The sequence below is a fragment of the Aliamphritea spongicola genome, from assembly GCF_017051665.1.
Classification (GTDB): Bacteria; Pseudomonadota; Gammaproteobacteria; order Pseudomonadales; family Balneatricaceae; genus Amphritea; species Amphritea spongicola.
This window is the reverse complement of record NZ_JAFIDL010000007.1, coordinates 198520-213535: the sequence shown is the minus strand read 5'-3', so window position 1 is coordinate 213535 and position 15016 is coordinate 198520. Positions and strand designations below refer to the sequence as shown.

General features: G+C 52.8%; 15 protein-coding genes. All 15 read right to left on the bottom strand.

The annotated features are described in order from the left end of the window. Nucleotides 1–175: 175 nt before the first annotated feature. Nucleotides 176–1675 carry a cytochrome D1 domain-containing protein gene (locus JYB63_RS18610; protein WP_243432063.1) on the bottom strand — a complete coding sequence of 500 codons (1500 nt, stop codon included), beginning with the start codon at nt 1673–1675 and terminating at the stop codon, nt 176–178. Next, nucleotides 1665–2876, bottom strand: a complete 1212-nt coding sequence (gene nirJ, locus JYB63_RS18605) for a heme d1 biosynthesis radical SAM protein NirJ (protein WP_205659417.1) — start codon at nt 2874–2876, stop codon at nt 1665–1667. The genes JYB63_RS18610 and nirJ overlap by 11 nt, the downstream gene beginning before the upstream one ends. A gap of 3 nt (nt 2877–2879) precedes the next feature. After that, the gene (gene ahbB, locus JYB63_RS18600; protein ID WP_205659416.1) at nt 2880–3371 is read right to left on the bottom strand and encodes a siroheme decarboxylase subunit beta; all 492 of its coding nucleotides are present in this window, start codon (nt 3369–3371) and stop codon (nt 2880–2882) included. Then, entirely contained in the window at nt 3361–3840 is a 480-nt protein-coding gene (locus tag JYB63_RS18595; protein ID WP_243432062.1) for an Lrp/AsnC family transcriptional regulator, read from the bottom strand. The genes ahbB (JYB63_RS18600) and JYB63_RS18595 overlap by 11 nt, the downstream gene beginning before the upstream one ends. Next, a complete protein-coding gene (gene ahbB / locus JYB63_RS18590; RefSeq protein ID WP_205659415.1) occupies nt 3837–4844 on the bottom strand; it encodes a siroheme decarboxylase subunit beta in 1008 nt (335 codons plus the stop codon). Before ahbB (JYB63_RS18590) ends, JYB63_RS18595 begins: the two co-directional genes overlap by 4 nt. 2 nt (nt 4845–4846) lie before the next feature. Continuing rightward, complete coding sequence (locus JYB63_RS18585; protein WP_205659414.1) at nt 4847–6043, bottom strand: cytochrome D1 domain-containing protein; 1197 nt, start codon at nt 6041–6043, stop codon at nt 4847–4849. Further along, nucleotides 6040–6384, bottom strand: a complete 345-nt coding sequence (locus JYB63_RS18580; protein WP_205659413.1) for a c-type cytochrome — start codon at nt 6382–6384, stop codon at nt 6040–6042. Before JYB63_RS18580 ends, JYB63_RS18585 begins: the two co-directional genes overlap by 4 nt. A 33-nt stretch (nt 6385–6417) precedes the next feature. Further along, nucleotides 6418–7263, bottom strand: coding sequence for a uroporphyrinogen-III C-methyltransferase (cobA, locus tag JYB63_RS18575; RefSeq protein WP_205659412.1), 846 nt, complete (start codon nt 7261–7263; stop codon nt 6418–6420). A 197-nt stretch (nt 7264–7460) separates the two neighbouring features. Next, nucleotides 7461–8846 (bottom strand): siroheme synthase CysG, encoded by a 1386-nt coding sequence (gene cysG, locus JYB63_RS18570; RefSeq protein WP_205659411.1) that lies wholly within the window; start codon nt 8844–8846, stop codon nt 7461–7463. 177 nt (nt 8847–9023) lie between these two features. Further along, the gene (locus JYB63_RS18565; RefSeq protein ID WP_205659410.1) at nt 9024–10895 is read right to left on the bottom strand and encodes a nitric oxide reductase activation protein NorD; all 1872 of its coding nucleotides are present in this window, start codon (nt 10893–10895) and stop codon (nt 9024–9026) included. Nucleotides 10896–10928: 33 nt separating this feature from the next. Continuing rightward, on the bottom strand, nt 10929–11747 hold the full coding sequence (locus JYB63_RS18560) for a CbbQ/NirQ/NorQ/GpvN family protein (RefSeq protein WP_205659409.1): 819 nt from the start codon (nt 11745–11747) through the stop codon (nt 10929–10931). Between the two features lie 59 nt (nt 11748–11806). Continuing rightward, entirely contained in the window at nt 11807–12061 is a 255-nt protein-coding gene (locus tag JYB63_RS18555; RefSeq protein WP_205659408.1) for a cytochrome C oxidase subunit IV family protein, read from the bottom strand. Then, nucleotides 12058–12630 carry a cytochrome c oxidase subunit 3 gene (locus JYB63_RS18550; RefSeq protein ID WP_205659407.1) on the bottom strand — a complete coding sequence of 191 codons (573 nt, stop codon included), beginning with the start codon at nt 12628–12630 and terminating at the stop codon, nt 12058–12060. The genes JYB63_RS18555 and JYB63_RS18550 overlap by 4 nt, the downstream gene beginning before the upstream one ends. Continuing rightward, nucleotides 12627–13529, bottom strand: coding sequence for a 4Fe-4S binding protein (locus JYB63_RS18545; protein ID WP_205659406.1), 903 nt, complete (start codon nt 13527–13529; stop codon nt 12627–12629). Before JYB63_RS18545 ends, JYB63_RS18550 begins: the two co-directional genes overlap by 4 nt. An 83-nt stretch (nt 13530–13612) precedes the next feature. Then, nucleotides 13613–15016 carry a cbb3-type cytochrome c oxidase subunit I gene (locus JYB63_RS18540; protein WP_205659405.1) on the bottom strand — a complete coding sequence of 468 codons (1404 nt, stop codon included), beginning with the start codon at nt 15014–15016 and terminating at the stop codon, nt 13613–13615.

The window sequence follows — 15016 nt, the reverse complement described above, 5'->3', positions numbered from 1 at the left end:
AGACATTACCAATACATATCAACAAGTTATGAGGACAACAAAGACGCCAGCCTGAAATCTGGCAGGGGAAACTCTGTGTAATTAAACACATTGTTTTAAAGTGATAAATACGGATAAAAGCAGTGCACTCACCATTGAGTTACAGTAAATGCACTGAGTTTATCCGCAAATTTTTCTAATGACTGGTGCCCGCGGAACGGGTTATTTTATTGTGAACATTGTATTTACCGACGGGTTTTTTCATCGGTAAGCGTTTCACTTCCTCCAGCGTTTCAGCATCGTAGACAATAATCGCACCATCCATCTCCCAGATACTGAGCAATGCATAACGGCCGTCTTTGGTGAACTCGATATGCCCGGACGTTTTACCCGGCTCAGGCTTCAGGGTTTTAACAATTTCCAGTGTTGCCTTATCGATCACGTGCATCACGTCTTTATCGGGTCCAACAAAAACATCCACCCAGGCATAACGGGAATTTTCATGGCTGCGCATGAAGAAGCCCGGCCCTTTGGTGTCGATCTTCTTGATGGTTTTCCAGTTTTGCGTATCGATAAAGGTAACCGTGTGCTCCTTAAGATTTGGCGTGGCCAGTACGGTGGTCCCCCCATACGGCCAGGTAATACCGGAGCCCAGATGGGGCATACCGGTCAGATCCAGATCCGCTGCTTTTTGCTGGCTGTTAAGATCAATCACCTGACCATTCTTCGCGTTTCGGGCAGCCCCCATGATGTGGTTATATTCCTGATCGAAGAAAAAATCGTCCAGATAATCATCCATTTTAATGCGGGCCACCTGTAACGGTGTTTCCGGCGCATAACTGATTTCCCAGACTTCGCGGAAGTCTTTCAGGGCGGCGATAAAACTCTGCCGGGGAGCAGCGGCATACACCGCACTGACCCGGGAGCTTTCGCCCTGTTCATCCGTCACCGGAATGGTCTTTACAAAGCTCAGATCAGTAGCATCCAGTACCACCAGCGTATGCGGCAGGTAATTACCCACCAGTACATAACGATCATCCCCGGATACGGCTACATTGCGGGCATTAATACCCGCACGCACTTCGGCGACCACTTCCAGGTTATACATGTCATATTTGGTTACCCAGCCATCCCGGGAAGCAAAATAGACAAAGCGGCCATCTGAGGTATATTTCGGCCCGCCATGCAGTGCATAGCGTGATTTAAAGCGGTGAATAGGCTCGAAGGTATCGCCATCCAGTACCGAAACATGGTGATCTCCCGCTTCCACCACCAGAAATACGTTCAGCGGATCCGCGTCATACACAGGTTTGGCAGTGGTAGCATCCCCGGTTACCAGATCCGGTTTGTAGATCACATGACTGTCTTTAATCGCCTGTTCGGTCCACTGTGGCACTTCCGCCAGCGGGGTGTAGATATAATCCGCCAGACTGGCAATTTCCGCTTCACTCAGTACATTGCCGAACGCCGGCATTTGCGTGGCGGGTAAACCATTGGTCACCGAGCTCAGCGCGGCCTTTTTTCTTACCCGCTTTAAATTTTCCGGTAACAGTGCCGGGCCAATCAAACCAAGCCGGTCGGCACCGTGACAGGCAGCACAATGTTGCTGGAACAGCTGTGCCGGATCAGGCTCAGCGGCAGCAACCGCTCCGCTGAGTAATAACGGCAGCAATACAGAAAGATGTCTAGCTGGCAAAGCGAATCCTCCGCACATTCAGATCCATTTTGATAGGTTTTTCTGCTTCATAGTCCGCCAGATTAATGCCCAGCTCCTGATCATCCAGATAGCAGGCAGGATCTTCCCACCATGGATCACCGGTTGTCTGGAACGCCCGGACACGGGTATTTCCGCCACAGACATCCTTATAGGTACACACACCGCAGCGTCCGCCCAGGCAGCGTTCTTCGGCTTTGAAACCGGCCATCAGCGGATCGCTGGTATCCTGCCAGATTTCTGAGAAAGGCCGTTCCAGCACATTCCCCAGGTTATAGTTCCACCAGAAGGTATCGGGATGCACATTGCCGAGGTTATCAATATTCGCCACATTCACACCGGATGAGTTACCGCCCCACTGAGACAGTTTCGCCCGCATATGCTCGTAACGGTCCGGGAAATGCCGCTGCACCCAGTGCAGGAAGTACACGCCGTCAGCATCGTTATTGCCGGTTACAAATTCCCGGTGACGGCCGGCCTGAACATCTTCCCAGCAACGTTCAAACAGCAGGTCCAGCGCTTCACGGGTAATCTGATGAACCGCATCATGTCCCCGGTGACGGTTACCCCGGCCACCGTAATTGAGATGGGAAAGGTAAAACTTATCGACCTTTTCCTCGTCCATTACATCCAGCAGGTAAGGCAGCTCATGGGAGTTATCCTGGGTGATGGAGAAACGCATCCCCACTTTAATACCTGCTTCACGGCACAGCTGCAGCCCTTTGAAAGAGGCGTCAAACGCCCCCTGTTTCTGGCGAAACTCATCGTGGGTTTCCCGTATACCGTCAATACTTATCCCCAGGTAGTCATATCCCACCGCAGCCAGTGCTTCGATATTAGATTCGTCTATCAGCGTGCCGTTGGTGGACAGCGCCACATAGAAACCCATGGCTTTTGCCTGATGGGAGATATCCAGAATATCCGGCCGTAACAACGGTTCACCGCCTGACAGAATCAGCACCGGCACTTTAAAGCTGCGCAGGTCCTTCATGACATCAACCACCTGAGCGGTGGAAAGCTCACCGGGGAAATCAACATCGGCAGAAATTGAATAACAGTGCTTACAGGCAAGGTTGCAGCGACGCACCAGATTCCAGATAACCACCGGTCCCGGAGGGTTACGCTTAGGACCTATAGGTGTTGGATTGACAAGCTCCTGCATATACTGAGAGATACGAAACATGGTTCAGCCTCCAATGCGGATTCCGGTTTTCTTTAAGATTCGGCTACTGAAAAGAACATCTCTGCTACGGCAGTGCTCTCCCAGTAAATCCGCTATTTTTTGTGCTTTTTCAATGACTTCTTCGCGGCTGCGGCCATGCACCATAGCAAACAGGTTATACGGCCAGTCAGGCAAAAAACGCGGGCGGTGGTAACAGTGGCTGACGTAGTCCAGCGCACCGATCATTTCGCCCAGCTCATGTACCTTTTCATCAGGTACATCCCAGACAGACATGCCGTTGCCCGTATACCCCAGCCGGTAATGATTCGGCACAGCACCGATGCGTCTGATCCGGCCATCTTCCTGCATAATTCTGATTCGCTGCATCAGCAGTTCGACATCAATATCCAGTTCAGCAGCGATCTGCTGATACGGCTCGGCGATCAGGGGCAATCCGGCCTGGGTTTTGAGAATAATGTCCCGGTCCAGCACCTGTAATTCTGCGTCAGATTTCAAAATACAGCCCCACATAAAACTCGTGTAATTTCGGCATATTCCGGACGGTCAGACCGGTTTTAGCTTCAATGGCAGCCAGCGTGTCTTCCAGCTCCTGCCAGCTCTCTGTCGCGGCCACAAACCACATATTCAGTTCATGATCCCGTTCATAATTGTGTGCCACCTGAGGAAAGGCATTAACCTGTTCAGCCACTTCATCGAAGCGTTCCTGAGGCACCGCAATGGCACACAGACTGACCGCACCGTCAAAACGGTCAGCGTTATAGAGGGGGCCAAAACGGCTCAGGATTTTACCTTCACGCAACCGCTGTAACCGGCTGATCAGCTCACTTTCTGTTGTACCGAGTTCTTCAGCCACCACCGCAAAGGGATGATCACACACCGGAAAACTGCGTTGCAGCGTATTGATAATGCGCTTGTCCAGAGCATCCAGCGCATCAGCCGGAGCGACTGTATTCAGATCGTTCATCGCAATACCGCCTGTTGATGTGCATTTTCCTGAACGATGTATTTCGCGCCGCACTGTTTAAACCGCTGCAATGAAAACAGCACTTCGTAAGGGGTATCTTTCAGTGCCAGCTTATCCACCAAATCATCTACGTAAGCCATTACTTCATCACGGCTTTTACCGTGAATCATGCTGAACAGGTTGTACGGCCAGCGGGGCTTGATTCTCGGACGCTGATAGCAAAGGGTTACCTTCTGCTCTGCACTCAGTTGCTGCCCCAGCGTATCCACCTGATCATCCGGTACGTCCCACACCAGCATGGCATTGGCCCGGTAGCCCAGTTCATGATGGCGGACAATGACACCAAGACGGCGAATGATGCCCGCAGACTGCATTTGTGAAAGTGTTTCAATCACTGTTTCTTCTGACAGCCCAAGCTGTTCACCCACCGTCAGGTAAGGCCGCTCTGTCAGTGGCAGGCCGGTCTGTATTGCCGCGATCAGTGAACCGTGCAGAGCCGGATCAAAGCTGCAGTCGGTATTATTCTGTTCCGCACTGCTGGTAACCTTTTGTTTGTCGCCGGCATCCATCCGGAAGCCCAGGTCAATGTGGTACTCCTTCAGCAGAGGCAGACTCATCACTTCATAGCCACTGCGGGATTCAATATCGCTGAGCACCTGTTCCAGCTTTTCCTGATCAGCCGCCACAGCAACAAACCACAGATTCAGCCGGTGCTCACGCTCATAGTTATGGTTCACTTCCGGGTAACCATTCACCAGAGTAGCCACCTCGGTCAGCATCTCCTGAGGTACACTCATGGCCGCCAGCGTGCTGCTGCCAAGCATACGGGGTTTAAACACCGGACCGACCCGGCTAACCTTGCCCCGCATCAGTAATTCCGCCAGCAAATCCCGGACGGTCTGGCTGTCCGAGCCCAGCTCACTGGCTAACTGCTCATAAGGCTCAGGCACCAGTGGGAAGTTACGCTGATAGTTATTCAGTAATCGTTGTTCCAGGCTACTCATGATCATAACCCTATGGTGTGTGCACGGTTGGTAAAGAAGATGCCGGACGGTTTTTCAACCGGCAGCTGATCAAGTTTTTCAAAACTTTTGGTGTCGTAAATCTGCACCTGATCATCATCCCGGACAGACGCCCAGACTTTGTCGCCCTTCGGCGTAAACTCCATATGTAATACGGCTTTACCCGGCTTCAGCGTCTTGATGATTTCCTGACTTTCGGTATCAATCACCTGCAGGGTATCGTTATTGGGGTAAGCAAAATTCACCCACATGTGCCGTCCGCCTGGCCGTGCCATAACAAAAATAGGCTGACCGTGTACCGGAATCTTGCCGACCTGCTGCCAGCTTTTGCGGTCAACAACGATCACCTGGTTATGTCCTACAGCCGGAACAAAGGCAAAGTCCCCGGCAATCGCCCAGCCTTCAAGATGCGGCATCTTATACACCGGCAGTTTCTCTTCACCGCGGCCATAGTTATCCAGAATTCTCCGGACGCCTTTTTCCGGATACCACAGATCCACCAGCGCCATACCATCTTCACCAAACAGACCGGCGATGTAATGGCGACCGTCCGGCGTGATCAGTGCGTCGTAGGGCCCACGGCCAATATCAGTAAACTTGGTGATTTGAGGTGCTGCCGGGTCAGACACATCGGCAATCCAGATTTCATCGGATTCATAGAGGCTGAAGACAAAGCGGTTATCCGGCGCATCCACCAGCCCGACCACTTTGGACTGCATACCGTTGGCGCCAACCGCGGGTATATCAGCCACCAGTTCCAGAGTCTGGGCATTGAAAATTTTCACACCGCCGGGTTCATAGTTTGAAACCGCTACCAGTGTGCCGTCTTCAGAGATCGCGCCACCAATGCTGTTACCGCCCTGTATCACCCGCTTATCAATCTCACCGCTGAGGATATCCACCTTGGTTAAGCCGCCATCCCGGCCGAATACATAGGCGAAGCGCTCATCACGGGAAAAAACAATGGAGGCATGGGATAAATCTCCCAGCCCTTCAACATGATAAAGCTGAGAGCCACCGGTATGTTCAACCACCTGCACACTGCCGGTGGCACGTTCAATAATTACGCCCAGATCCCCGGTGCCGCGGACAGCGGCAGCCTGGCTGACAGAAGCAATACTGATTAACAGCGGTACCACACAGCAGCTGAGTGCATGCCGGCGCCAGTTCTTAATATTCATGAATCAACACCTTCCTTAAGTGCGTCTACCAGCCAGCGGATATCATCATCACTGAGAATGCCCTGCCAGGGAGGCATCGGCGTTCCCTGAAGGCCATAGCTGATGACATGAAAAAGATATTCTTCAGGTTTGTTACTCAGGACATCCGGGGTTAATGCCGGCCCCAGCCCTCCTTTAAGGGTCATACCGTGGCAGGAACCACAGTCATGTCTGAGTAAGTGGGACAGTTCTGCCTGCCGCTCTGAGGAAAGTACGGCAGACTGATCACTGTCAGCGAGCGAACCGGCCTGCGCCAGGCTCAGAGTTGAAAAGCAGATAGTCAGAACAGCTAAATACTTCATATTCTTCACATCTCCCTTTTTACAGCGGGTAAATTACATCTGACTCATGGACTGCTGTTCTATCGGTTCACTGGCCGGCTCAAACCAGTCCAGTGTTGCAGCCAGATTAACCACATCCCCGATCACGACCATGGCCGGCGGCTTAATGCCCGCATCGGCAGTATCGGCAACCAGATGTGCAAGATCAGTCACAAGCCTGCGTTGCTGCGGCGTAGTACCCTTTTCGATAACGGCTACCGGTGTGGATGCAGAACGGCCGGCTGCCAGAACCGCATTCACAATTGGCGTCAGATTCGCCAGCCCCATGTACACCGCCAGGGTGCAACGGCTGTCGCTGAATGCGCCAAGATCCAGTTCAAGGCCCTGATCATTCTGACGGTGGCCGGTAACGATATGGACGCCGTCAGCAACCCCACGGTGAGTTAACGGAATGCCGGCATACGCCGCGCAGGCCATCGCTGAGGTAATGCCAGGCACAATTTCAAAACGCACATTGTTCTGTGTCAGCACCGCCGCTTCTTCACTGCCGCGGCCAAAAATGAACGGGTCACCACCTTTCAGACGCACAATATGGCGATACCCTTTTGCCAGCTTGACCAGCAGCTGATTAATTTCATCCTGCGGCAGGGAATGGCGGCCTGTGGCCTTACCCACGTAGATCCGGGCCACGCCCGCCGGAATCTGAGCGATAATTTCTTCAGAGACCAGACGGTCATATACCACCGCATCAGCTTCGCGAATCAGACGCTGTGCTTTCACAGTCAGCAAATCAGGATCGCCGGGACCGGCACCCACCAGATATACACAGGCATTGCTCTTAAAGTTGCGTGCTTTATTCCCCTTAGCAGACGGAGAATTATCAGTTTCAGGCAAGCTCATATCACATTCCTTCTGACTGTGATTGGAAAGACAAATCCAGTGTACGCAGCAGGTCTGCCAGCCACATTGATAAAAATCAAAAGATTAGAAATTAGCTGAAAGCGCTTCCGGCATGTCGAAAAACTGCTTATAAAACAATATGTAACAAGCCGGAAGGCGAAAATAAAACAACAGAAAAATAACAGGAAAGGCGTGGATCAACTCTGGCTGTACCAGTCCAGCCGGTCACGCAGAGCAACCACTTTGCCAATGATAATCAATGCCGGCGGCTGGAAGTCTGTCACCGCTGCCTGATCAGCAATATCCGCAAGCGTGCCGGTAAGAATACGCTGCTCAGGTAAGGTACCGTTTTCCACCAGTGCAATCGGCATACGCGGGGACATACCGTGGCGCATCAGTTGTTCACAGATCTGCGTCAGACTCAGCAGCCCCATATAGATCACCAGCGTCTGATGTTCCTGCACCAGCTCTGGCCACGGTAAGTCGCATTGGCCATCTTTCATATGCCCGGTCACGAAACGGACGGACTGGGCATAATTCTGATGAGTCAGCGGAATGCCGGCATAGGCGGCACACCCGGACGCCGAAGTAATACCTGGCACCACCTGAAAGGGAATATCTTCCGCCATCAGCTCACCGATTTCTTCGCCACCCCGGCCAAAAATAAACGGATCACCACCTTTAAGCCTCAGTACCCGTTTGCCTTCTTTCGCCAGCCTCACCAGTAAGGCATTAATTTCCTCCTGGGAGATAACGTGCTGATTGCAGGCTTTCCCCACAAACACCCGGTCAGCATCCCGGCGGCACAGATCCAGCACCCGGCGGGACACCAGACGGTCATACACAACCACATCCGCCTGCTGCATCAGCCGCAGGGCTTTGAACGTCAACAGATCAGGGTCACCCGGGCCGCCACCCACCAGATAGACTTCACCGTCTGAATGGCCGGTACTGCCTTCTTCCAGCGCCTGTTCCAGCAATTGCTCGGCTTTACGGTCCTTGCCGGCAAATATCATTTCAGCCACCGGCCCCTGCAGCACGGATTCCCAGAATACCCGGCGCTGATTCAGGGTTTCAAAACGGGCTTTCACCTGCTCGCGGAAACGGCCGGCCAACTGCCCCAAACGCCCGTAGCTGGCAGGAATCATCGACTCCAGTTTCCCCCGTAGCAAGCGGGCCAGAACCGGGGACTGCCCGCCACTGGATACCGCCATCACAATGGGTGAACGGTCGATAACCGCAGGAATAATAAAGTTACTCAGGGAAGGCTTATCCACAACATTCACCGGCAGGCCCTGCTGTTTGGCATCCGCAGAAACCTGCTCATCCACAGCCTGATCTTCAATGGCCGAGATAACCAGTACGACCCCTTCCAGATGGGCGGCAGTGTAGTCGGTCGGATAGTACTCACCGTCATGCTCCTGAATCAGAGCGTCCAGATCCGGACACAATTGGGGTGCCACGACACAGAGTTTGGCGCCTGCACTGACCAGAAGACTGGCTTTACGCAGCGCGACATCACCGCCGCCGACCAACAGGCAGCGTTGTTGCTGAAGATTATAAAAGATTGGCAGAAAATCCATTGACCGGCCCCCTGGCAAAGATCAGACATGCAAAGCTCGTAAGAAATGCCTGTAAACGAACGCTCGTAAACACATGCTCGTAAACACAGCCACTTTAAAAGCACTATTTGCACATCAGCCTAAACAGACAGGGGGATTTGCGCCTTGATGCATATCAATCAGCAACCGGCAGTTGCTTCAGTGTTCCAGCAGCTTGCCGGTCAGCTTCAGATACAGTTGCGGAAGTTTTTTCGGTAGCTGGGTCGCCCGGTGAATAAACGTATATCCCTGACGGCCAAACAGATACGGAAGATACTGATTAGCCTGCTCATCAATGGTGATACAGAATGGTACCAGCCCCATGCTGCGGGCTTCCTGAATCGCCTTACGGGTATCTTCAATGCCGTGCCGGCCTTCATAGCGATCAAGGTCGTTGGGCTTGCCGTCGGTCACAATCAGAAGCAGCTTTTTCTCTGCCGGCTGTTTCGCCAGCAACGCAGAGGCATGGCGGATAGCCGCTCCCATCCGGGTATAAAAGCCCGGCGAAATATCGGCGATACGGCCACGAACCGTGTCATTATAAGTTTCACCGAAATCCTTCAGGCAGTTAAAACGCACATGCTCCCGCCGGCGGGAAGAAAAACCGTGAATGGCGAACTGATCTTCACTGGCATGCAGGCTTTCCGAAAACAGATACAGGCTGTCACGGATCACATCAATCACCTGACAGTCATCTTCCGCATTCTGAGTGCCTACCCAGGCATCTGTGGATAACGACAAATCAGCCAGCAACAGACAGGACATATCCCGCTGCAAACGCCGTTTCTGACTGTATAAGCGGCCATCATCGCCCTTACCGGTAGCCAGAGCAGTGCGGTGTTGCAGATAGGCATCAATATCCAGCTCATCGCCGTCATACTGGCTGCGCAACCGCACGGAACGGTTAGTCAGCATTTCAAACTGGCGGCGCAGACGCCGGGCGGTTGTCTGTAGATGAGCCGGTAAATCACTGGCCTCAGCATTACGGCTTTGCATCGGAATGATACAGCTATAATCCGGCAGCAATACCTGCCGCTTATAATCCCATTCCGGATAACGGATACCATCACCCAGGGGGATATCATCTTCCTCAGCGGATGGCAGATCCAGGTCAAACTTAATCCGGCTGGCCACCGGGGTGCTGTCCTGGGTGACAGACATTTTATCAATGTCATTGGCAATGGACTCCGCCTGATCAAGGTCATCCTCGTCTTCACTGCCACGGTCCATCTGACAGAACTCAGCATAGGAGAACAAATCAGCCTCGTGCCGAACCCCCAGTGTTGTGCCGTTTTCCTCGGGCTTTTCCACCCGTTCCGCCTGACGGCGACGCTGCTCACCCTGCTTACTCTGCCCCTGGGAAGAATCCCGGTCTTTGCCGCTGTCTTCGCTGCGTAGCCCTTCTGCCCGGGGCGGATTCGGGTGCAGCCACAGGGGGACAGGGTCCGGTGCAAAATCATCCGCCGGCAGCTCGGTTACCGAACCAGGCTCACGTAACGCCTGATACACCGCCGACAGCACGGCCGCCTGGCCACTGTGTTTCAGATCAGCAGGATCACGTTGCTGAATAAAGGCATCCACCAACCGCCTGTAACGGGATCTCAGCCCTGGGTATAAAGAAAGCGTTTGCTGGCAGCGTGACTGGTTATCCACCAGCCAGTTCATCCCCCGGTGCACTTCAGCCGTTGCCGGCGTACCGGCCAGCGCGGCCAGCCAGAAATACAGTTCGCGGTTCAACTCTGCCTGCGGAAAAACATCCAGACGCTGCGGCAAGTAAAGGCAGCGCTCGTCATACCAGGCCAGTTCAACTTTGCTACCGGTACCAGCAACCCGGTGCAGCCAGTTACGGCGGGCACGGTGCAGAGTCGGGGTAGTGGCACTGATCGTCAGGCCGCTGTCTCCGCCCAGTCCGCGGTAGAAAACACCCAGCGCTGCTTTCACATCATCCAGCTGAACCGCCGCCTCAGGATACCCCTGATACGCCAGCTTAGTGATCCACTTATCCCATATCTGACCGACTCGCTCTTCCATTACTGCCTCTTCGCTAACCGTCTGATTTAAATATCACTCTGCGCCAAAAGCTGCCTGCGCCAACTCCATTAAACCAACAATGGTCTGAGCATCGTCGGTAAGCGGTTCGATCATACCTGCCCGGCACGCCTGTAACGGATCAAAACCTGCCGCGATCAGCGTGGCGGTATAAACGATCAGACGGGTACTGGCCCCCTCTTCCAGATCCTGATCTTTCAGTTCCCGAAGGCTGTTTGCCAGCGCCACCAGACGGGTGGCAATTGCCTGATCAACACCGGTTTCATGAACAATTACCGCGGTTTCTTCAGCCGCTGGCAGGTAATCAAAACTCATCGACAGGAAACGCTGCCGGGTACTCGGTTTCATTCCCTTAAGTACATTCTGATAGCCCGGGTTATAAGACACGATCAGCATAAAATTATCCGGCGCTTCCAGTACTTCACCGGTGCGGTCGATCGGCAGAATACGCCGGTCATCCGTCAGCGGGTGAATAACCACGGTGGTATCTTTACGGGCTTCCACCACCTCATCCAGATAACAGATGCCCCCTTCGCGAACCGCCCGGGTCAGGGGGCCGTCACTCCAGACGGTACAACCATCACCAATCAGGTGACGCCCTACCAGATCCGAGGCACTGAGGTCATCATGACAAGCTACCGTGTGAAGCGGCAGGCCAAGCTTTTCAGCCATATAACTGATAAAACGGGTTTTACCGCAACCGGTCGGCCCTTTCAGTAATACCGGCAACTGGTGCTCATACGCGTGCATAAACAGCGCTTCTTCATTGCCCTGTGGCTGATAAAAAGCAGCAGAGCCTGCCGCGGAAGTATCGATGGTTGTCAGATTATTCATCACATATTTCTCCATACGGCAAACGCCGTTGTTCGCCGCGAAGCGATCCGAGCGGTTGCTCAAAACAGATAAGTCACACTCACAATCACCCCGATCACCGGAGCGTATGCCAGTAACATAAAACGCCATACCCGCGGAGCTTTTCTCAGCCCCATAAAATAATCCACAACACAGAATGCTTTAACCGCACTGGCAGACAGGATCAGCACTACTGTTGCGAAGGTAATGGCACCATTCTCGCCGAAATATGCCATGGCCACCGTGACCAATATCAATAATATCCAGATACTGTCCGCTAAACGTGCTTCGCTCATAAGAGATATACCAAAGGAAAAAGTACTAACCAGAGAAGATCGACCATGTGCCAGTAGCTGGCACCGCTTTCAAACTCATTCATTCGCCCGTCACGGTACCTGCCGCGCCGGTTTTGCCACATCAGCCACACCAGCACCAGCATGCCCAGAATGACGTGAAACATATGAAACGCCGTCAGGCCATAATAGAAAAAGTAAAAATCGTTGGTGCCCAGATCAAAACCCAGCGCTGCCGAATGCTGATACTCTGAGCTTTTTATCCACAGATACACACATGCGGATATCAGGGCCAATAACAGAAATGCATTTCCACCGGCCTGACCTCTGTGTACCTTCAGCTGCGCACGTGCCACAAACCAACTGCTCGTCAGCAGCGCCAGTGTATTACCCACACCAGCCAGCACACTCAGTTGCGCCTGCCCCTCGGCAAACATTTCAGGAAAGCGCAGCCGGGTTATGGCATAGAGAATAAAGAACAGAGCAAATACACTCAGCTCAGCAAGAATAAACAACCAGACAGCAAAGTCCCCGGGCAACTGTCTGACATTAATGTCTGCCTGCGCGGTCATTTCCGGGCTCCTATATCGACACTGGGAATAATTTTATCTGCATCAGAGCTGCGTCGCGGATCGCCGTTACCCCAGTGCAGCAAACTGCCATCGGGGTTATCCTTCTGCACGACATTACACGCCTGAATACATTCACTGCACTGAGTACAGGTAAACTTCTTCCGCTTAATACTGCGGGCTGGCAAACGCATCGGACAGGCTTTATCGCAAGCTTTATCGCAGTCTTTACATAAGGCTGCACGGCTGGCATCAAAACTCACCATCAGTGCTTTGGGGTTCATCATCCAGACCAGGCTCTGAAACACACCCAGTGCACAGCCAAACTTGCAGAACAGATGGCGAGCAAACAGAAAATCAATAGTAAACAGCGTGGTGGCCACGCCTAAAAACAGCCAACTGGTGAATCCCAGCTCACCGGTTAATAAATCTTTATAAAGCTCCAGCGGCGGCAACAGATACCCCAGCAACCCAACCGCCCAGGTAAAGGCGATGAGCACCGCAACAACAACAAGGCTCAGCCAGGAAGACACACTGTGAGGTTTAGAGCCAGCTTCCCAGATGGTTGGCCGTCCCAACAGCTTTTGCATCCGGCCATTAATCAGTTCAACGACAGAGAAGTGCGGGCACAGCCAGCCGCAGTAGAGCCGACCAAATTTGTAAGCAATCCAGATACCCAGGGCAATCAGTATTACTGCAGGTAACAGCACCCGCAGAAGAATCTGCAACGCAGCATCGTGACCCTGTATCGATTCCAGCCCCAGACTCAGCGGATAGGTAAAAATTACGAAATGTCCGGCAACCAAATCATAGCGAAAGATATCCAGCACCGGTGCAACGAGAAACAGCGCAAAGAATGCGCTGCGGGTCAGAGTTCTTAAGCGTTGGCTTGGCTGCTTCATTACTTCACTCCGACAATCAAGCCCTCCCCGCGAACGGGGAGGGATACTACTTACACTTACTTAACTTGCTCTTCTTACTCTGCTTACTCTACAAGCGTCTGCTCAGCAGGCTTCAGTCGGGCTTCTTCACCCTTCACGAAGAAGCTGACGATGTAGACAATCAGGCCAAGCAGGAAGATCACACCGGCAAATTCACGTAACCAGTAGAACAGCTCGATCTTGTCCTGCACGATCATGAACGGCAGTGGTGCATCGCTGAAGCGTTGCAGGTAAACCTGCAGGATGCCTGCGCCGGTCAGGAACAGAGTAATGAAGACCATGGAAACAGTCATCAGCCAGAAGCCCCACATTTCAGTCACCTGAGATTTGTTGCTGTTAGCCGCTTCACGTCCGTTCAGCATTGGCATCGCGTAAGAGATCATAGTCAGTACGATCATTACGTAAGCACCGTAGAAGGCCATGTGACCGTGTGCTGCAGTAATCTGCGAACCGTGAGTGTAGTAGTTAACCGGCGCCAGAGTGTGCAGGAAGCCCCATACACCGGCACCCAGGAAAGCCATTACACCAGTACCCAGCGCCCACAGAACCGCCGCACGGTTCGGGTGCTGACGACGACGCTTGTTCACCATGTTGAAAGCAAACAGAGTCATCATGAAGAACGGAATCGGTTCCATTGCAGAGAATACTGAACCTACCCACAACCAGTACTCAGGAGTACCGATGAAGAAGTAGTGGTGACCGGTACCCAGCAGACCTGTAATCAGAGCCATGGCGATGATCACATACAGCCACTTCTCGATAACTTCACGGTCTACACCGGTAACCTTGATCAGTGTGAAGGCCAGGATTGCACCCAGGATCAGTTCCCATACACCCTCAACCCACAGGTGAACAACCCACCACCAGAACATCTTATCCAGTACAGGGTTATGCGGGTTATAGAAAGAGAACAGGAAGAATACCGCCAGTCCTACCAGACCCAGGAACAGCACCATGGTGATAACAGTCTTACGACCACGCAACAGTGTCATGCCCACGTTAAACAGGAAGCCCAGCGCCACAATCACAATACCGATCTTGGTAATGGTTGGCTGCTCAAGGAACTCCCGTCCCATAGTTGGCAACAGATCATTGCCGGTCAGCTCTGCCAGACGTGCATAAGGCACCGCCAGATAACCCACAATGGTCAGTGCACCGGCCACCAGGAAGACCCAGAACAGGAGCATTGCCAGCTTAGGCGAATACAGTTCGGTTTTAGACTCTTCAGGCACCATGTAATAGGTGGATCCCATAAAGCCGAACAGCAACCAAACGATCAGTAAGTTAGTGTGTACCATACGGGCCACGTTGAACGGAATTTCCGGGAACAGGAAATCACCGACTACGTACTGAAGCCCCATAATCAGGCCGAACAGAATCTGTCCGACGAACAGGCCAATTGCCGCAATAAAATACGGTTTGGCTACCTTTTGAGATTGATACTTCAT